Annotated in this window: 16 protein-coding genes; 6 read left to right on the forward strand and 10 right to left on the reverse strand. The window is 71.6% G+C overall.

Going from position 1 to position 18,249, the window contains the following annotated elements:
- Positions 1-45: 45 nt before the first annotated feature.
- Both QE454_RS15790 and QE454_RS15795 read right to left on the reverse strand, forming a co-directional pair.
- A complete protein-coding gene (locus QE454_RS15790; RefSeq protein WP_307459836.1) occupies positions 46-690 on the reverse strand; it encodes a CYTH domain-containing protein in 645 nt (214 codons plus the stop codon).
- Positions 687-914 carry a response regulator gene (locus QE454_RS15795; RefSeq protein ID WP_267786713.1) on the reverse strand — a complete coding sequence of 76 codons (228 nt, stop codon included), beginning with the start codon at positions 912-914 and terminating at the stop codon, positions 687-689. The genes QE454_RS15790 and QE454_RS15795 overlap by 4 nt, the downstream gene beginning before the upstream one ends.
- A 68-nt stretch (positions 915-982) precedes the next feature.
- On the opposite strand from QE454_RS15795, the gene QE454_RS15800 reads away from it, so the two are divergent.
- Positions 983-1,738, forward strand: a complete 756-nt coding sequence (locus QE454_RS15800; RefSeq protein ID WP_307459833.1) for a glutamine amidotransferase — start codon at positions 983-985, stop codon at positions 1,736-1,738.
- A gap of 10 nt (positions 1,739-1,748) precedes the next feature.
- On the opposite strand, the gene QE454_RS15805 is transcribed toward QE454_RS15800, so the two are convergent.
- The 6 genes from QE454_RS15805 to QE454_RS15830 form a co-directional block, all read right to left on the reverse strand.
- Positions 1,749-2,480, reverse strand: a complete 732-nt coding sequence (locus QE454_RS15805) for an NAD(P)H-hydrate epimerase (protein ID WP_307316212.1) — start codon at positions 2,478-2,480, stop codon at positions 1,749-1,751.
- Positions 2,473-3,543: a YihY/virulence factor BrkB family protein gene (locus QE454_RS15810; protein ID WP_307459831.1), complete on the reverse strand. Its 1,071-nt coding sequence runs from the start codon at positions 3,541-3,543 to the stop codon at positions 2,473-2,475. The genes QE454_RS15805 and QE454_RS15810 overlap by 8 nt, the downstream gene beginning before the upstream one ends.
- Before the next feature lie 67 nt (positions 3,544-3,610).
- Positions 3,611-4,084 (reverse strand): A24 family peptidase, encoded by a 474-nt coding sequence (locus QE454_RS15815; RefSeq protein ID WP_307459829.1) that lies wholly within the window; start codon positions 4,082-4,084, stop codon positions 3,611-3,613.
- A gap of 9 nt (positions 4,085-4,093) precedes the next feature.
- Positions 4,094-4,390, reverse strand: a complete 297-nt coding sequence (locus tag QE454_RS15820) for a DUF1905 domain-containing protein (protein ID WP_307316200.1) — start codon at positions 4,388-4,390, stop codon at positions 4,094-4,096.
- A gap of 90 nt (positions 4,391-4,480) precedes the next feature.
- A complete protein-coding gene (locus QE454_RS15825) occupies positions 4,481-4,879 on the reverse strand; it encodes a DUF2809 domain-containing protein (RefSeq protein ID WP_307459825.1) in 399 nt (132 codons plus the stop codon).
- A gap of 41 nt (positions 4,880-4,920) precedes the next feature.
- Positions 4,921-5,487, reverse strand: a complete 567-nt coding sequence (locus QE454_RS15830) for a mismatch-specific DNA-glycosylase (RefSeq protein ID WP_210076392.1) — start codon at positions 5,485-5,487, stop codon at positions 4,921-4,923.
- A 57-nt stretch (positions 5,488-5,544) separates the two neighbouring features.
- On the opposite strand from QE454_RS15830, the gene QE454_RS15835 reads away from it, so the two are divergent.
- Positions 5,545-6,336 carry an alpha/beta fold hydrolase gene (locus tag QE454_RS15835; RefSeq protein ID WP_307459821.1) on the forward strand — a complete coding sequence of 264 codons (792 nt, stop codon included), beginning with the start codon at positions 5,545-5,547 and terminating at the stop codon, positions 6,334-6,336.
- Positions 6,337-6,649: 313 nt separating this feature from the next.
- On the opposite strand, the gene QE454_RS15840 is transcribed toward QE454_RS15835, so the two are convergent.
- Positions 6,650-8,647 (reverse strand): glycosyltransferase family 39 protein, encoded by a 1,998-nt coding sequence (locus QE454_RS15840; RefSeq protein WP_307459818.1) that lies wholly within the window; start codon positions 8,645-8,647, stop codon positions 6,650-6,652.
- A 91-nt stretch (positions 8,648-8,738) separates the two neighbouring features.
- Positions 8,739-10,370 carry a cellulase family glycosylhydrolase gene (locus QE454_RS15845; protein ID WP_307459814.1) on the reverse strand — a complete coding sequence of 544 codons (1,632 nt, stop codon included), beginning with the start codon at positions 10,368-10,370 and terminating at the stop codon, positions 8,739-8,741.
- Between the two features lie 223 nt (positions 10,371-10,593).
- Here QE454_RS15845 and QE454_RS15850 point away from each other — a divergent pair, with 223 nt between their 5' ends.
- From QE454_RS15850 to QE454_RS15865, 4 genes are all read left to right on the forward strand, one after another.
- On the forward strand, positions 10,594-12,570 hold the full coding sequence (locus QE454_RS15850; RefSeq protein ID WP_307459811.1) for a glycosyltransferase family 39 protein: 1,977 nt from the start codon (positions 10,594-10,596) through the stop codon (positions 12,568-12,570).
- Between the two features lie 117 nt (positions 12,571-12,687).
- A complete protein-coding gene (locus QE454_RS15855) occupies positions 12,688-14,163 on the forward strand; it encodes a DUF3375 domain-containing protein (protein ID WP_210076401.1) in 1,476 nt (491 codons plus the stop codon).
- Positions 14,150-14,896 (forward strand): DUF4194 domain-containing protein, encoded by a 747-nt coding sequence (locus tag QE454_RS15860; protein WP_373459408.1) that lies wholly within the window; start codon positions 14,150-14,152, stop codon positions 14,894-14,896. The genes QE454_RS15855 and QE454_RS15860 overlap by 14 nt, the downstream gene beginning before the upstream one ends.
- Positions 14,893-18,246 (forward strand): ATP-binding protein, encoded by a 3,354-nt coding sequence (locus tag QE454_RS15865; protein WP_307459804.1) that lies wholly within the window; start codon positions 14,893-14,895, stop codon positions 18,244-18,246. The genes QE454_RS15860 and QE454_RS15865 overlap by 4 nt, the downstream gene beginning before the upstream one ends.
- Positions 18,247-18,249 lie beyond the last annotated feature (3 nt).

An 18,249-nucleotide genomic window follows, 5' to 3' on the forward strand; every position in this document is an offset into this window, starting at 1 on the left:
CGTGTCGTCGGCGGAGTGCCGCATCTCTTCGCGCGGGCGGAGAAGTCAGTGCCCGAGCGCGCGAGCGAGCTTGGACCCGGATGCCGCGTGGCGGCCCCCCGCAGCGAACACCGCCGCGTCGACCGCGGCGAAGAACGCCGCGCGCGCGTCGTCGTCGGCCGGCGCGGCAGGACCGAGTTCGACCTCCCACTCGCGCCAGACGGACTCTACGCCGCGGCGCTCGTCGCGGGCGTGGACACGGTCGTCGACGAACTCGGCGACCTCGTTCCCGACCGCGTCGAGCAAGGAGTAGGCGGTGCGATGGTTGCGCACCCGCGCGAGGGGGGTGAACGGAGGCGCGGCGACCGAGGCGACGGCATCCTGAATCGCTTCGGGCACCACCGGATCGGCGTCGGGGTCGATGTCCCCCTCAAGCGGCCACTGCCTCTCGGTGCGACCAGCACCCTCGAGGGGACCCTTGATGTGCCAGCCCTCGTCGGGCCCTCCGGTGCGGCGGCGGACAGCGATCCCCGCGCGAGCGAGGTCGGCGTCGGCCGTATCGAGGTAGCGTGCGTCCAGGTCACGCGGCTCGGGTTCTCCGACCCGTGTCACGCCCGGGAGGGCCGCCCAGTCGGGAAGGGGCGTCTCATCGTCGACGTCGTACTTCGACTCGATCTCGACGCTCGACGACCCGCTCGGGGCTGCGCTCAATCGTCGCGGCCGTCGGCGTCGGGGTTGATGTCCTCGGTCTCCTCCGAGAAGACGAAGACGGCCTCGGTCGGCCCGTCGGACTCGCCCTGGTTCGCCAGGCCGCCATCGCGGCGGTAGACGAGCTGGCCCTCGCTGTAGGGCATGATCAGCGTGTCGTCGGACTCGTTCTCGAGCGGGAGCACCTGCCCGTCGAGCGGGCCTCCGGTCAGTCGTGCAATAGCCATGACGCCAGCGTAGACCGCGGCACCGACACCGCCCGGTGCCTTGACAGCGCTCACCTACAATCGCTGGAGTGACCTCGACCGACCTCCCCGGCGACCGCCCCTTCGTGCTGCTCGCCACGCGCGCCGAAGACCGCCCGGCCGACGAGGAGTACGCGCTGTTCCTGCGATTCACGCGGCTGCCTCCCGAGCGGCTGCTGCGTGTGCGGCTCGAGCGGGACTCGATGCCCGCCTTCGACCTCGACGCGGTGTCGGGGATCCTCGTCGGCGGCAGTCCTTTCAACGCGTCCGACCCGCCCGAGCGCAAATCCGCCGTCCAACGGCGCGTCGAGGCCGAGATGGCCGCCCTGGTGGATGAGGTCGTCGCCCGGGACGTCCCCTTCCTCGGCGCCTGCTACGGGGTCGGCACCCTGGGGACGCACCTGGGGGCACCCATCGACGGGACGTTCGCGGAGCCCATCAGCGTCGTCGACATCTCTCTCACCCCCGAGGGACGCGACGATCCTCTCGCAAAGGGACTGCCCGCGACCTTCCCCGCGTTCGTCGGGCACAAAGAGGCCATCAGCGCGCTCCCGCCATCGGCGACCCTTCTCGCGTCGTCACCGACGTGCCCCGTGCAGATGTTCCGTGTGAAGCAGAACGTGTACGCGACGCAGTTCCACCCCGAGCTCGACCTCGACGGCATCGTCACGCGCATCCACGCCTACGCCTCGTACGGCTACTTCGCGTCGGACGAACTCGACCTGACCCTCGCCGCCGTCCGCCGCGCGCCCGTGACGGCTCCCTCACTCATGCTGCGGACCTTCGTCGAGCGCTACGCCCGCTGAACCCCTCTCGTCAGGAGCGGTCGCGGGGAGTCACCCGCACGACCTGGACGGGAGCGGTCACCGCGGGATGCGCGAGCCGGAGATAGGGTTCGAGCCCCAGGTCGACCAGGTGCACGAGTCCGGACAGCTCCGGACCCCGTCCACGGACCAGGCCCGCCTTGAGAGCCCCGAAGGTGACCGTGACGTCGGCGGCGAGCACGGCGGCATCCGCCGTCCCGTCATCGGGATCGAGGCCGCTGGGGAGGTCGACCGCGACGACGAACGGTTGCTCCCGAAGGCCGCGGACGCCTTCGACGAGAGCGCGCGCTCCCCCGCGCAGGCGCCGGTCCGCCAGACGACCGATGCCGAGGATGCCGTCGAGCACGAGCGCGTACTCGGCCAGCTCACCGCGGACCTCCGACGCCGAACGCACGCGCGCTCCCGCGGCGACCGCGGCATCGAGCGCCGCTCGGTGCACGCGATCGCGCACGAGCACCAGGTCGACGCGCTCGGCGACGGCGCCGAGCTCGGCCGCGGCGTACAGGGCATCTCCCCCGTTGTCGCCCGCGCCCACGAGGACGAGAACTCTTCCGGGGCGCGCGACGAGCTGCTGCGCGACGATGTCGGCCAGGGCCGCGGCGGCCCAGCGCATGAGCGGCCGCCCCTCCGCCAGCAGAGGCTTCTCGGCGGCACGGACGGCGTCGGCGCTGTACGCGGCGACACGTTCCCCCGAGGCCAGCAGCCCGCTCGCGGACTCACTCATCGGGGGACCCCGCGCGAGCCTCGGCGCGGTCCTCGCGAGCGGCCGCCGCAGGGTCGTTCTTCGCGAGGTTCTCGCGCTCCTTCGTCTCTGCGGCGCGGGCGGCGTCGAGCTCACCGGTCGCAGCCCGCACCGCCTTCTCGGCTCGGCGGACGCGGAACTGGATCATGGTCGACGCGCCGTACTTCGCGCGGACGCGGTCATGGTCCTCTTCGGTGGCGACGGTGATGTACGCGCCCGCGATGAGGATGACCTGGCTGGAGAGGTTCAGCCACAGCAGCAGAGCGATGAGCGAGGCGAACGTCGCCAGCAGCGGGTTGTTGCCCGCTCCGCCGACGAACAACCCCGACAACTGCTGCAGGACGACGAGTCCCACGCCGCCGAGAAGGGCACCCCGTAGGAGCGTGGGGCGGCGCGTCTTCACGCCCGAGAGGGCGGCGAAGGCCACGGCCACGGCGGTCGTGTCGAGCAGCAGGACGACGAGCGTCGAGACCAGCCACGTCAACACCGCGGAGATCCAAGAATCGGCGGAGATGCCCAGCAGCTCCCGCACGAACGTCAGCCCGGCGGTGGCGAGGAAGGTCACGACGGCCGCGCCGACGAGAGCGACGCCGATGCCGATCGCGACGGCGAGGTTGCGCACGATGACGAGGATGGGGAGTGTGTCGTCGGTGGCGACGCCGGCGATCTGTCGAAGGGCCGAGCGCAGCGAGCCGATGGCGCCGATCGCTGCGCCGAGCAGACCGATGGTTCCGATCACCCCCGCGACGGTGAACTCCCGCGGGGCATCGAGGTTGCTCACGTCGAGCAGACCATCAGGTCCGACGAGACCCGGCACCACGTTGTTGACCGCTCGCTCGAGCGCCGAGAACGCATCGGGGTTTCCCGACAGCCAGATCGCCGCGAACGAGAACCCGATGAGCACCGCAGCGAACAGGCTGAACAGGGTGCGATAGGTCACGCTGTCGGCGAGCATGGGGCCGCGCGCCCCCGAATAGACGAGGAACGCGCGCACGAGACGGAGCCGCAGCGCCCACGCCGTGACACGACGGATGAGGTCAGCCATGCGCTCAGGGTATCGGCGCGGCGGGGCGTGCCCCACGGGCTTGACCGCGGAGGTGCGCAGCGACAGGTCAGCCCGACGGCATCCCCTCTCCCGGCCCGCCCACCAGACGCAGCCACACGCCCGAGAGGAGCCAGGGGCCGTAGGCGATCTGCGTGCGCCGTCCACCCGCGAGCAGAACACCGGTGGCGGCGACGCCGCCGAGAACAACAGCGAAGAGCAGACCGGATGCCACGGCCTCGGGCCCGTACCACCCCAGCGGCGCCCCGACGAAGGCAGCGAGCTTGACGTCTCCTCCGCCGAACGCACCGGGACGCGACAGGTGCAGCGCGAGAGCGACGGCGAACGCCGCCGCCGACCCCCCGACGACCCCGAGCGCACGCCCCGGTTCACCGGTGCGCAGGGCTTCGGCCGTCAGCAGCGCCGCGACCACGAGCAGCGCCGGAAGCATAACCGCATCGGGCAGCCGGTGGGTGCGGACGTCGACCACGGCGAGCGCGATGCCCGCCACGGCGAACACTCCGGCGGCCAGTGCGATCAGCATCGGCACGGCTCAGGCGTCGATCACGAAGAGGTCGACGCGCACGACCGACCCGGGGTCGATGGCTTCGGCGTCGCGCACCGCGCGCTTGAGGGGCAGGACGTAGACGCCCCCGGCCTGCGGGAAGATCGAGGTACGGAAGGTCGTGGCGCCGATCGTGGCGTCGACCCGCACCCCGCCGAAACCGCGCCGATACGTCTGCGTCTCACGGATCTCCGCGCTGAGCTCGGGCGGCAGCGCGACGAAGTACCAGTCGCTGTCGCTGCGCGCCTCCCACCGGAAGACGTCGCCCTCGAACCGCACTCTCATCGCCGTTCCCCTCCGTCGTGCGAGGTGGTCACGATACCGGTGAGCGGCTGACGGCGGGCGGCGTCATCCCCTGGGGAGGAACGTCGACGCTCATCGTCGCGGTTCGCGCCTCGGCGAGCGTCCGACGGCGACATCCGCGCCGACGGCGACGATCGCCGCGCACACGTAGACGACGATGTCGCGTGCGTCGAACCCGGTGCCGAGCACGAGCGCGATGGGACGGAACCGTTCCGCGAGGTCGACGGGGATTCCCGTGGCCTGGAAGAGTTCCACGGCCACACTCCATCCCCCGGCGATCAGGCCGACGACGAACGGGCGCAGGCGCGGGAGCACCATCACGAGCGCGGCGTAGACCGCGACCGTGTAGAGCGCGTCGCCGGCGACATCGGTCGCGGTGTTCGAGGGCAGCACGAGGTGGACGACGAGCCCGGCGGCGACCACCGCAGCCAGTGCGAACAGGGCTATCGTGCGGCGTCGAGTGGGCGGCATCCTGCCATCGTGACACCTTCCGCCGCGGCGTGAGACGCGCGTCAGCGGATGACCCCCGCGGCCCGCGCCGGGTCGGCGTACGCGCGAGCGAGCGAGTCGACGGTGTCGTGGGCGTTCAGCCCGCTGGGGTTGGGCAGCACCCAGGTGGGGACGTCCGCGATCGACTCCTCCTGTCGCCCCGCGGTCGCTCGGGGCCGCTGGAAGCCCTGGCGGTAGGCGGTGAGCCCGACGACCGCGACGGCCCGAGGCTGCCACCCGGCTACCCGCTCGACGAGCGACGCCGCACCCGCCCGGAGCTCCTCCCGTGACAGCTCATCGGCCCGGGCGGTCGCTCGCGCGACGAGGTTCGACACGCCGACTCCCGCGTCGAAGATCATGCGGCGGTCCTCGTCGCCGAGCGGCTCGGAGTAGGCGGGCAGACGCGGAAGGATCCCCGCCCTCACCAGCGCCGGCCAGAAGCGGTTGCCCGGGCGTGCGAACGGGGTCCCGGTCGCCGCGGTCCACAGACCCGGGTTGATGCCCACGAACAGCAATCGCACGCCCGGCTCGACGAGGTCGGGCCTCGTGGCATCCCGATAGGACTCGAGTTCGGCGCGCGTATACCCCATGAGACCACTATGACCACTACGCGGTGCGGGCCGGCGCGCTCTGCCAGGATCGGAGGAATGGATGCCGTTCCCGCCCTGACCGAGGTCCCTCCCGCGCAGTTCGTCATCGTCGGCGACAACGTGCGCCTCGCGACCTACTCGTGGGGCGACGTCGAGGCAGATCCCGTCCTGTGCGTCCACGGCTTCGGTTCGAGCACCCGCGACAACTGGGTCAATACCGGGTGGGTGCGCGACCTGCTCCGCGCCGGTTACCGCGTCATCGCGGTGGATCAGCGCGGTCACGGCGCCAGCGACAAACCGCACGACGCTGCGTCTTACACCATGCCCACGCTCGTCAGCGACCTCGTCGCCGTGCTCGACACGTACCTCCTCGATCAGGTGCGCTACCTCGGCTACTCCCTCGGCGGGCGGGTGGGCTGGCAGCTCGCCGTCGACGCCCCCGAACACGTGGAGCGCGCGGTTCTGGGCGGCATCCCGGACGGTCGTCCTCTCGCGCGGCTGCAGGTCGACCAGGCTCGGGCGTTCCTCGACCACGGTGAACCCGTTCAGGATGCCACGACCCAGCGTTACGTCTCGCTCGCCGAACGCGTGCCGGGCAACGACCTGCGTGCGCTCGTCGCGATCGCAGAGGGGATGCGCCTGGGCGAGACCGACCCCGATCCCTCGTCTCCTCCGCGTCAGCCCGTGCTCATCGCCACGGGAACGGAAGACCCCATCCACGACCAGTCGAAGCACCTGGCGGGGCTCCTCCCCCGGGGCGAGTTCGCCGACATCCCGGGCCGCCACCACGTGAATGCCCCCGGCGCTCGGGCGTTCCGCGAAGCGGGCATGGAGTTCCTGGGGCGCTGAGCCGCGAGCCGCGGTGCGCGGAGTTGCCGCGGCGCCGTCCCGACGGCATCCCGCGTTCTCTCGCGGGGTGTGCCGCTCCCGCCCCCGCCCCCGCTCCCGCCCCCGCTCCCGCTCCCGCTCCCGCCCGTTGAGTGTCCAGAAAACCCGGAGAGATTTCGAATTCGTCCGGGTGTTTTGGACACTCGACGTACTCGGGCTGAACGTGCGCGAGATGCACGGGCGGCCGGTGCCCTCCGTCGAGTGTCCCAGGCACGCCGCACGCGCGTCCCGGGAGCCGGCGTGTCGTGGACACTCAACCGGATAAAGCGCCGTCTCAACCGCAGTCGTAGACCGTAGAGGGGGCGGAGCTGTCGGTGGCGCAGTGCTGCGTCACCCATGTGCGGATCTGCGAGGACGCGGTGGTCGTGGCCGCGGCGGCCATCGACGTACCACCGCCGCGCTGGTCGCCGCCGATGACGTATCGCACCTGGCCCGAGTCGACCATGGCGGTGAAGGCCTGCAGGGTCGGCACATCGTCGGTGCCGTTGAAGCCGCCGATCGGCAGGAACGAGCCGCCGTCCGAGGCGATGATCAACTGCGCCGCCGACTGCGCCCCGAAGGTCGCGGCCAGATACGTGGATCCCGTGCCACGGGCCTGCAACCACGAGACGAGAGCGTCGCTGTTCTCGCCGCCACCGGCGCCGAAGCCTGCGCCGCCGGTCGGTGCTCCACCCGCTCCCCCGCGCGTGTGCCCCGAGGCCGAGCCGCCGGGCGCCGTCGCCGGGCCGGATCCCTGCCCGAACCCCTGGCCCGGCGTTCCTCCGCCCCCGGGTGCGGCGCCGAGTCCCTGGCTGCCGCGTCCGCCGGTCGGCATCCCGCCGGCGAAATCTCCGCCGCCGAAACCGCGGCCACCAAAACCCGAGGTCTCCGATACCCCTCCCGCGACGGGATTGATCGAGTTGGGGTGGGCGACGGTAACCGCCGACCAGACGGCCGGGGTCAGCAGCAGCCCGATCATCAGCGCGACGGTGGTGACCGGACGCCCACGGTGGCGTGTCGACAGCAGCACGATTGCAATCACGGCGACGAGGGCCTGAGCGATCGAGACGGGCACACTGTATCCCCCGGTCGATAGACCGATACCCAAGGCCGTGGCTCCCGCGGAGGCAACGATCGCGATCTGCGGCCACACCCTGCCCGCACGATGAGCCACGGCGAGCGCGGTACCGATGGCGAGGGCGAGGGGTATCGCGAGCGATGCCGTGTAGAACTGGTGCATTCCCGCGACGGCGGAGAACATCGCGGCGAAGGTGGCGAGCCACACCGTCAGCAACACCGTGAGCGGTCGCGAGAAGCGCAGCACCCACAGGACGACGAGAGCGACGACGGCGGCCGGAACGAGCCACGCCACCTGCCCCGCGAGCTGGGCGTTGAACAGGCGCAGCACCCCGGGCTCACCAGAGAACGGAGGGGTGAACGACTCGTACGCACCGCTGTCGGCGGTCGCCGAGAACCGGCCCAGACCGTTGTAGCCGAACACCATCTCCCACGGGTTGTTCGTGAGGGTGCTGCCGATGTAGGGCCGGCTTCCCGCGGGGATGAGCGACACGATCGCGACCCACCACAGCGAGGCCGCGAGGCTCACCGCACCCGCGAGCGCGAGGTGGCCGATGCGTCGAGACCACGACTGCCGGGTACACAGGTACGCGGCGGCCAGTGCCGGCCAGACCGCCCAGGCCTCGAGCTCGTAGAACTGGAACGACAGGCCGATCAGGGCGCCCGCGGCAATGAGCCACCCGAGACTGCGCGCCTGAACGGCGCGCACCGCCGCCCAGGCCGTCAGCGACAGACCGAGCACGAAGAACGTCTCGGGCTGGTTCGAGCGCGCGACCGCGACCAGGATGGGCGTCACGGCCACCACCGCGCCGGCGATCAGTCCGGCGCGCTCCCCCGCCACGCGTCGTGCGGCGAAGGCGGCGACGAGTGCCGCGGCGACCGCCGCGAACGCGTTCGGCAGGATCACCGCCCACGCCGAGTACCCGAAGGCGCGCACGAAGAGCGCCGGGATCCAGAACGACCCGGGGATCTTGTCGAGCGTCACGGTGCCGGCGGGGTCGACGGCGCCGAAGAAGAAGTTCGACCACGAGCGACTCATCGACAGGGCGATGGAGGCGTAGTACTCGCTCGGAGCCCCCGCCCATACCTGCCACCCCGTGAGGGCGAGCGCGACGAGTCCGACGGCGGCGAGGCCGACGGTCCAGCGTCGAGGTCGACGCAGACCCGACGTCAGCGGAAGCGTCGGGGTGGGAACGGGAGGAGATGCAGCGGCCACCGGCGCATCGTAGGCAGCGCTTCCCCCATCGCAGCCCTGGGCACCTTATGCGCCAGCGATGGATGTTAGGTCGTCACCTCGCAGGAGGACCTCAGGATGCCGTGACGATGAGCTTCGGAGCGGACGGTGCCCGCGTGGCCGCCGCCTGCAGGCCCACCCGCACGCTCTGACCGGGAGCGAGCGCAGCCGCCCAGGCGTTTCCGGTGCACGTGACACGGCCCGCGGCCACGGAGCAGCTCATGCCCCACGCGTTCGACACCGCGGTGGTGCCGGGGGCGTCGAAGGATACGGACCACTTCTTCACCGGCCCGGTGGCGGTCACCGTGAGCTCGGCGACGTATCCCTCACCCCAGGTGCTCTGCGGAACCCAGGTAGCGGTGATGCCGGCCGCCGCGCTCGCACCCGGCTTCGGCGTGGGTGCAGGGGTGGGCGACGCGGTGGGCGATGGGCTGGGAGCCGCCGGTTTGGGAGACGCCGTCGGCTTCGGTGACACCGTGGGAGACGCCGTCGGCTTCGGCGTGGCCGTCGGCGCGGGATTCGGCTGCGGCGCCGGCGAGGCGACCGGTGTCAGGATCGGCGCGAGAGCGGCGAGTTTGGCCTTCTGCGGGGTCCGCCAGTCGTCACCGACGAGCCCACCGGTGTCGCCGCTGTTCGGGTTGAAGGACCAGTAGGCGTAGCTGATCTCGGTCTTCGCGAGGTACCCCACGAGCGCGTCGAGCCAGGCGCGGTCGCTCGCCGTCTCGAGTTTCGTGCCGAACTCGCCCAGGAGGACGGGCGCGATGTTCCCCCGCACGAGGTAACCCCAGTTGGCATCCCACACCGTTTCGAGATTGGCGGGATAGTTGGAGGCCGAGAACCAGGGCTGCGCAAAGACGCTCGCCGGGTAGTCGTGCGGCGAGTAGACGACGCGGTTCTTCACCGCGAGGGTCACGGGAGCGGCGCCGGCGTCCTTCAGGCCGCCGCCCCACCACGTGCTCGATCCGTCGTTCTGGCGTTCGACGCCCTCGACGATGATCAGCAGGTTCGGGTTCACCGCCAGCACCGCATTGCCGGCGCGGGTGGCCGCCGCGCGCCAGTCGCGCGAGGGGTCGCCGCAGTTCCAGCAGGCCGACCCGTGAGGTTCGTTGTGCAGATCGACGCCGATGACGGCGGACTCGTTCTTGTAGCGAGCGGCAAGCATCTTCCAGTCGTCGATCCACCGCTGTTCGCTGTACTGCGCGGTGTACCAGAGCTCGCTCTGTGCGGCCGAGCCGGGGCGATGGCGGTCGAGGATCACCGACAGCCCGTGCGCCTTGGCGCGGGCGATGACGGTGTCCATCAGCTGCAGGGGCGTGAGCGACACCAGCCCCGGGTTGACCGCGGCATTGATCGAGTTCGACGCCGTCGCGGCGAGGCACTCGTTCGAGAAGGGGAGGCGGATGGTGTTGAAGCCCATCCCCGCGATCGCGGCGAGACCGTCGTCGAGCGAGATCGACCACAGCCCGTGCGGGGCGCAGTTCGAGGTCTCCATGCCGAACCACGCGGCCGCCTTGATGGTGAACGGCGCACCGGATGCCGTGACGATCGTCGACCCGTTGGTCGAGAGCCAGCCCGGAAGAGTCGTCGTGGCAGACGCGGGAGAGGCGATCGCCCCCGCGGCGACGAGGGTTGCGCCCGCGACGATAGCCGCAGCGCGCCGCAGCGCACGACGCGTGAACGAGCGGTTCTTGCGCCAAGCGGACATCGGCACCTCCGCGATCATCGTAGGGGGCGCGAGCGCTGCGGCGGAGCGGATTCGGCGATCTTTTCGGCGCGGCGACGCCGCCCGCCGCGGTCGTCTCGGAAGGCGGTCCTCGGTGCGTGCCCCAGGATGATCGCACGCGCGGTTCTCGCCGGTCGTGTCACCCACAGCGGCGGCATAGCCGATTGATACCCGCTCCCGTTCTCACCGAGGGAATCTGTGCGTCGTGACCTCTCCCGTCCCTCTCGCGCGCTGGTGGCGCGAACCCCGGTGGGCACGGATCGCGCTGACGCTGATCGTCGCGGGTTTCGTCGTGCTGACCTGCTGGAACCTCTCGCGCGGCGGTGACTTCTCCTTCTACGAGGCTTCGGCCCGGTCGATGTCGCAGTCGTGGCACGCGCTCTTCTTCGGGGCCTTCGATCCGGATGCCACGGTCACCCTCGACAAGCTCAGCGGCTTCGCCGTACCCCAGGCGCTGAGCATCCGCCTCTTCGGGATGTCGATCTCGGCCATCGCCCTCCCCCAGGTAATCGAGGGTGTCGTCACCGTCGTCGCGTGCGCGGTGCTGGCCCTCCGCTGGGGAGGACGCGGCGCCGGGCTGCTCGCCGCCGCCGCGGCGGCCTCGACCCCGATCTTCGTGTCGATGTTCGCCCACCCGATGGAAGACGGGCTGCTCACGATGGCCCTCGCCGTGGCCCTGGTGTGGTGGCAGCGCGCGGTGCTCACCGCGAGATGGTGGCCGCTGGTGCTCTGTGCGGTGTTCATCGGCGTGGGCTTCCAGGCGAAGATGATGGCCGCGTGGTTCGTCCTTCCCGCCCTCGTCGGGGGCACCCTGATCGCGACCCCGGGATGGCGTCATGGCCTCGTTCGCGCCGGTGCCGTCACGGGCGCCGCGCTCGCGGCATCCGTCGCCTGGATCACCGTGGTCGCCCTCGTTCCCGCCGACGCGCGCCCCTATATCGACGGGTCGACGACGAACGACGTCTTCGCGATGGTCTTCGGATACAACGGCCTCGACCGCTTCGTGCCCGGAGCGGTCCCGGGCTCGGTGGGCGCCTCGAGCTCCATGGGCGGGCTCGGCGCGACCCTCGCCGCCCTCGGCCATGCGCTCACGACGCCCGCCCCCTCCGGCTCGGGAGGCTCCCCCTCCCTCACGAAACTGCTGGAGCTGCCGCTCGTGAGCCAGATCGGCTGGCTGTACCCGGCGGCGCTCGCCGGTATCGCCCTGGGCCTCTGGCGGTATCTGCCCCGACGCGGCAGCCCGCGCACGCCGCTGAGCACGGCCCGCCTGCCGCTCGTCGTCGTCGCCGCGGTGTGGTTCGCGACTGCCGCGGCCGTCCTCTCCCTCACCCACGTGCCGCACACGGCGTACGTCGCTGCCCTCGGCGTCCCGATGGTTCTGCTCGTCGCCGTCGCCTGGGTCGAGGGGGTACGGCTGCTTCGTGCGCCCCTCAGACGGTGGCGGCTCGCGCTGCCGGCCGTCGTCGTGGTGCAGGCCGCCTGGTGGGTCGCGCTCATCGGCCAGGCGCGTCTGCCCGCGGTGCTGCTGGTCCCCGCGATCGCGATCGGAGCGCTCGGGCTCGCGGTGGGCGTGACCGCCGCCCTGGCATCACCCGGTTCGCTCCCCCGTCTCGGCCGTGCCGCCCCGGCCGCTCTGGCCGTCGCCCTGATCTGCCTGCCCGTGGCGACCAGCCTCCAAGTGCTCGACGACGCGCGCGACGGCAGCGGAGGCGACGCCTACGTCGGCGTCACCGCGCGCGGCGGCCACCCCGACGAGACGTTCACGGTCTCGTCCCCTTCGATCTGGGGTGGAACCCCGCAGATGAGCCCCGCGGTCGCGCAGATCGCCGAGGCTGCCCGTCAACACGGGGGCGGCGAGAACGGCACCCCGCTCTTCGTCACCGACTCGTGGGCCCTGTCGTCGCAGGTGATCGATGCCACCGGGGCGAGCGTCTTGACCGACGGGGGCTACAGCGGACACGTACCCGTGTTCACGACGGACGACCTGGAGCAAATGATCCAGAACGGCCACGTGCAAGTGTTCGTCGTGGCATCCGGTGCTCCCGAGGGCGACCCGGTGAGACGCGTGGCGACCGGCCCCGGCTGCCACGAGGTGAAGGATTGGGACTTCAGCCAGTCGAAGGAGGGCGGCGAGATCAACAAGGTCACCGGCGCCACTCTCTATCAGTGCACGGGTGGGTGACCGGCTGCGGCCGTGCCGCCTCGCGTGCGCGCCACGGGAACAGGCGGACGAACGGCGCGGTCTCGCCCCGACAGGTCGCGCCACGGCGCTCACTGCGCCGCCGGTAGACTTCAGCCAGTGAGCAGCACCCGAACCGAAGCCGCGTACCTGCGCTCGGTGACGGCGTTCAAGAACCCGACCCTCGACCTGCTGCACGGACGCTTCGCGCCGTTCGTCGTCGCGGTGCTGTCGATCGTCTTCACCCCCGGCCGCCCCGCCGTCGCGGTCGCCGACGCCCACGTCGAGGTCGCCGAGGCGATCGAGGAACTGCGGGCCGCGGGCATCGACACCGACGACGACCGGCGGATCCCCGCGGGTTCCGCTCGAGAGATCTGCCGCGGATGGGTGCGCGTGGGGTGGCTCGGTCTGCAGATCGAAGACGACGTCGAGGTGTACCGGCTCTCGGCGCACGCGGTCGGCGCCCTCGAGATCGCCGGTCGCGCCGGCGGCGGGCGCGCGCGCGTCTCGCGCTCTCGCGTGCGGACCCTGCTCGATGCCGTCGACCGGCTCGCGCGCGACGCCGAGAGCGACCCCGCCCGTCGCCGCGAGGCCCTGCTCGAAGAGAGAGCGGCCCTGGACGCCGAGATCGCCGCCCTCGACGAGGGGATCGTCGAACCGCTCGACGACGATCATCTGCTCGAAGAGGCCGAGAACGTCATCCACCTCGCGCGAGAACTCCCCGCCGACTTCTCGCGCGTGGCCGAGTCGATCGCCGCGATGCAGCGCGACGTGGTCGCCGAGCTGCGTCGCGACGTGCGCCCCACCGGCGAGGTGCTGCGCGAGTACCTCGAGCGCGGGCGCCAGGTGATGCAGGCCACCCCCGAGGGCCGCGCGTTCCAGGGCGCGCTGCGTCTGATCGGCGACCCCGAGAACATCGACGACCTCACCGACCAGCTGCACGCGGTGCTCGCCCAGCCCTTCTCGCGCCTCATGACGCCCGAGCAGCGCGGCGAGCTCGACGCGATCGCGCGCCGCGTCGAGGCCGGCGTGCAGGAGGTGCTCACCGCGCAGCGGCGGGCCTCGCACGTCATCACCGCGCAGGTGCGCACCCACGACCCCATCCGCGACCGCCAGGTCGACGATCTGCTGCGCGCGGTCATGGCGGGCCTGCACCGCTGGAGCCAGACCCGCTCCCCCGGCCGCGTCGAGCCCGTGCGGACGCTCCCCCTCGCCGACATCGGGCATCTGCGCCGGTCTCTCAGCGACGTGCGTCCTCCCGGGGCGCCGGAGCCCCTGGCATCCGGAGACGAGGACGTCGAGTTCGTCGACGCCGACACGCGCGCGTGGGGCGGGCCGCACTACCCCGAGCTCGAGGCCTACGTCGCCACCCTCGGCGAGGGCTTCGACCTCGCGACCGCGTTCGCCGCGGCCGGGGCCGACACCCGGCGCCCGGTCGACCTCGTGGGCCTGCTCGAGATCGTCCACCGCGGCGGCCTGATCGAGACCGACGACGTCTCGATCGTCGAGGCCGTCCGCCCCGATGGCACGACCCGTCGCTTCGCCTTCGGGGCGGTCACCGCCTCCCGCACGACAGAAACGGATGCCGATGACTGACATCGCCCCGTCCGCCCCCGACACGGACACCCCCGCGTTCATCTCGCCCGTCGCGATGGAGAACGATCCCGACGCGCTGTTCGCCGGGGACCGCGGCATCCTGGACGCCGACGTGCGACGCGTGCTGGTGCGCATCCTGCAGCGGCGCTTCCTCGTCGCCGAGAACTCCCCCGCCGAGTGGAAGCTGCTGCTCGAGCACCAGCAGATGATCGAGTCCCGCCTGAACGATCTGTTCGTGCGGCTCGTCGTCGACCACGCGCGCGGGGTCGCCTACAAGGAACAGGTGCGCAGCGACGACGTCGACGTGCCGATCCTGCTCAAGGACGAGGCGTACTCTCGCGCCGAGACGCTCGTGCTCGTCTATCTGCGGACCGTGTTCCAGCGCGAGACGACCGCCGGCACCGCCTCGGCCCGCGTCGACGTCGAAGAGGTCGAGCAGACCGTGCTCACCTACTTCAGCGAAACGGACGGCACGCGCGCGAGCCAGCAGCGGGCCGTCCGCACCGCCATCGCCCGCCTCGATCGCGAGGGCATCATCGAGGAGGAGTCCGAGGGGCGCTACCGCATCGGCCCGCTCATCGAGATCGTGCTCAGCGCCGAGGTCCTCCGCGAGCTCCACCGCTGGCTAGAAGAGCAGATCCCGGATGCCGGCACCCCGGCGGCGATCCTCGACGAGGCGGACGCCGACACCGAGGTCGTGGCATCCGGAGAATTCGAGGAGGAGAGCGCATGACGATGCTCGAGACGCTGTTCGGGCTGATCCCCGCGGCATCGCGTGGGCAGCAGTGGGTCGCCGAAGACCTCCAGCTCATCAACTGGGGCGGCTACGACGGCACGCACCGTGTGCGCTTCGCGCCGACCGCGACGCTACTGTGCGGCGGGTCGGGCTCGGGCAAGTCGACGCTCATGGACGCCTACGTGGCGCTCATGATGCCGCACACCACCCCCTTCAACGGCGCATCGAACGGCGCGGTCGTGGGGCGCCCGCGCGGGCAGGAGCAACGCAATATCCTCTCGTACGGCCGCGGCAAGCTCGACGAGTCGCGCACCGACGAGGGCACCAAGGTGCGGGTGCTGCGCGGCGACGGCGTCGACACGTGGACCGCGATCGCCATGACGTGGGCCGATCACGACGGCGCCCGGTTCACCGCGGTGCGCGCCTGGTACATCCCGGCGGCAGCGCGCACGCTCGACGACGCCGTCAAGGTGCGCGCGACCGTGCACGGCGCGTTCGACCTGCGCCAGCTCGACCGGGCGGCGCAGAGCCACCTCTCCGACTCCGCGGTCCGGGCCACGGGCCTCGACACCCTCGCGACCGACCGCGAGTTCTCAGCGCGGCTGCACGCGGTGCTCGGCATCGGGGCGGCGGGCGCGGGAACGAAAGCCATGAGCCTTCTCGCGCGCATCCAGGCCGGGCAGCAGATCACCACCGTCGACGACCTGTACAAGCGCATGGTGCTCGAGGAGCCCGAGACGCTCGTCGTCGCCGACGCGGTCGTCACGCACTTCGACGGACTCGAGTCGACGCGTACGCGCATGCTCGAAGCCCGCCAGCAGGTGCGTGCGCTGCAGCCCATCCGCGGGATGAAGACGCGCATCGACGACGCCGCCGAGCGCTTGCGCCTGATCGACGCGCTCGGCCGTCTGGGCGACCCCGACTCGCGCGCCTCGCTCTGGCGCGCCCAGCGCCGGGTCGACCTGCTCGAAGCGGTCGAGGCCGAGCTGCGCGAGCGCACCCACGCCACCGACGCGCTCGTGCGCGAACGCCAGTCCCTCGCCGATGCGGCGGAGGCCGAGCGCGAGGGACTCGGCGACGTGCTGCGCGCAGCCGGCGGCGACCGGCTCGACGCCGCCCAACGCGAGCTCCGGAACCTTGAGCGGCGCCTCGCCGGCATGCAGCGCGACCGCGAGCGGTTCGAGGCGGCGCTGGCGGTGCTGTCGGTCGAGGTCGCCACCGAGAAGCAGTTCGCCGCCCTCGTCGCCGAGGCGCGTCGCACGCTCGGGGACACGGATGCCAAGAGCGCGGTGCGCGACGCCTTCGTCGCCGCCAGCAGCCGGCACACCGATCTGCGCCAGCAGCTCGCCGCCATCGAGACCGAGCACCGGCGCACGCAGACCCGCGACGACAACATCCCACAGCGTCTGCACGAAGCCCGCGAAGCTCTCGCCGAGGCCGCGGGACTCACCGCCGCCGAGCTGCCCTTCGTCGCCGAGCTCGTCGACGTCCGCACCGAGTTCGAGCCGTGGCGCGGGGCGTTCACCCTCGCCCTGGGCGGATTCGCGACGACGCTGCTCGTCGACGCCGCGCACCTGGCATCGTTCCGCTCCGCGATCGACGGCGTGCGCCTCGGTGAGCGACTGCGCTTCGAGGGCGTTCCCACCGACCTGCCCGAGCGCGGCGGGCTCGACCCCGCGACCCTTCCCGGGCGCCTCGAGTTCCGCCGCTCCCCCTTCACCGGGTGGCTGCAGGACCGGCTCGAGCAGCAGTTCTCCTTCGTGTGCGTCGATTCCGTATCGGAGCTGTCGCAGCACCGCATGGCCCTGACCATCTCGGGACAGACGAGCCAGGGCGCACGCGGCGCTCACGGCGGGTCGGCGCGTCAGAGCATCCTGGGGTTCTCGTCGCGCGTGCGCCTCACCGAGCTCGGCGAGCAGATCGTCACCGTGCGCCGCGACCTCGCCACCGCCAAGACCGCGGTCGATGAGGCCGCCGCCGCCCTCGACGCCTTCGACGCCCGGCGCGGTGCCCTCGAGAAGATCGCCGATCTGTCGTGGGACCAGGTGGACGTGGCATCCGTTCAACGCGAACTCGACCGCTGGAACGAGACCGTGGTCGACATCACCGCGGGCAACCCCCGCATCGCCGAGCTGCAGGAGCAGATCTCGGGCGCGAAGGCCCGCGTGGCGCGCCTTCGCGAGGAGATCGGCGGAGCCAAGACCGAGCAGCAGGCGCTGGCCGCGCGCTGGGCCGAGATCACCGACGACGTGGATGCCGCGCAGATCCTGCTCGAACGGGCCGAGGACCTCGAGATGACGCTCACCCCCGATGAGGTCGCCTACCTCGACGGGCTGTTCGTGGCGCCCTCCGGCGACGACCTCTCGCCGTCGCAGCGGCTCGCGCGCTTCGACGCGGCCCTCGAGTCCGCGTCGAAGCGCCTGCTCGAGGAACAGCGGAGCGCGCAAGAGACGTGGAGCGACCAACGCGAGAGCCTCCGCCGCACGATGACCGCGTTCACCGACCGGTGGCCGAGCCCCAACCTTCTCGCCGACCCCGACGACTCGCTCGGCGACTTCGAGCGGATCCTCGCCGACCTCGAGGCCAGCGGCCTGCACGAGCTCGAGGCGGAGTGGCGCGACTCGCTGCTGCGCCTGTCGGGCAACGACCTCACCAGCCTCGACTCCGCTCTCACCCGGGCCCTGCGCGAGATCCGCGAACGCATCGCCCCGATCAACGACATCATGCAGGATCTGCCGTTCTACGACGACGAGCACCGGCTGCAGATCGTGCCGCGCGAGAGCCAGTCCGAGGTGCGCAAGCGCTTCCGCCGGGAGCTCCGCGACGTGCGGGCCGCGATCGACGCCGCCTCATCCGATGAGGAGCGCGAAGCCGTGTACGGGCGGATGGCGCGGCTCATCGGCCGCATCCGGCCGACCGCACCCGACTTCGCCGACCTCGTCGACGTGCGTAATCACGTGCGGGTCAGCGCCGAGCGCTTCCGCGCCGACACCGGCGAGCACGTCGCCCTCTACGACCACATCGGCGAGAAGTCGGGAGGCGAGTCGCAGGAGCTCATCGCCTTCATCGTCGGCGCCGCTCTGCGGTATCAGCTCGGGGATGCCGGTGCCGAACGGCCGCGGTACGCGCCCGTGTTCCTCGACGAGGCGCTCATCAAGGCCGACGCCCACTTCACCAAGCGCGCGATCGGCGCGTGGCGCGGCCTCGGCTTCCAGCTCGTCATCGGGGCGCCGAACGACAAGTACAGCGCGATCGAACCGCACGTCGACGTCGAGTACGACATCCTCAAGGACACGCGCGGGCGCTCGTGGGCGAAGGCGAAGGTGGGGCTGGCGGCGGAGAGCTGAGGT

Origin of the sequence: Microbacterium sp. SORGH_AS_0454 (assembly GCF_031453395.1) — a bacterium.
Classification (GTDB): Bacteria; Actinomycetota; Actinomycetes; order Actinomycetales; family Microbacteriaceae; genus Microbacterium.

Coding starts and splice junctions, on each gene's coding strand:
- QE454_RS15795 (WP_267786713.1), bottom strand. CDS start 914: ATGGCTATTGCACGACTGACCGGAGGCCCGCTCGACGGGCAGGTGCTC.
- QE454_RS15825 (WP_307459825.1), bottom strand. CDS start 4,879: ATGCCGCCCACTCGACGCCGCACGATAGCCCTGTTCGCACTGGCTGCG.
- QE454_RS15815 (WP_307459829.1), bottom strand. CDS start 4,084: ATGCTGATCGCACTGGCCGCCGGAGTGTTCGCCGTGGCGGGCATCGCG.
- QE454_RS15845 (WP_307459814.1), bottom strand. CDS start 10,370: ATGTCCGCTTGGCGCAAGAACCGCTCGTTCACGCGTCGTGCGCTGCGG.
- QE454_RS15830 (WP_210076392.1), bottom strand. CDS start 5,487: ATGGGGTATACGCGCGCCGAACTCGAGTCCTATCGGGATGCCACGAGG.
- QE454_RS15805 (WP_307316212.1), bottom strand. CDS start 2,480: ATGAGTGAGTCCGCGAGCGGGCTGCTGGCCTCGGGGGAACGTGTCGCC.
- QE454_RS15860 (WP_373459408.1), top strand. CDS start 14,150: ATGCCGATGACTGACATCGCCCCGTCCGCCCCCGACACGGACACCCCC.
- QE454_RS15865 (WP_307459804.1), top strand. CDS start 14,893: ATGACGATGCTCGAGACGCTGTTCGGGCTGATCCCCGCGGCATCGCGT.
- QE454_RS15810 (WP_307459831.1), bottom strand. CDS start 3,543: ATGGCTGACCTCATCCGTCGTGTCACGGCGTGGGCGCTGCGGCTCCGT.
- QE454_RS15835 (WP_307459821.1), top strand. CDS start 5,545: ATGGATGCCGTTCCCGCCCTGACCGAGGTCCCTCCCGCGCAGTTCGTC.
- QE454_RS15820 (WP_307316200.1), bottom strand. CDS start 4,390: ATGAGAGTGCGGTTCGAGGGCGACGTCTTCCGGTGGGAGGCGCGCAGC.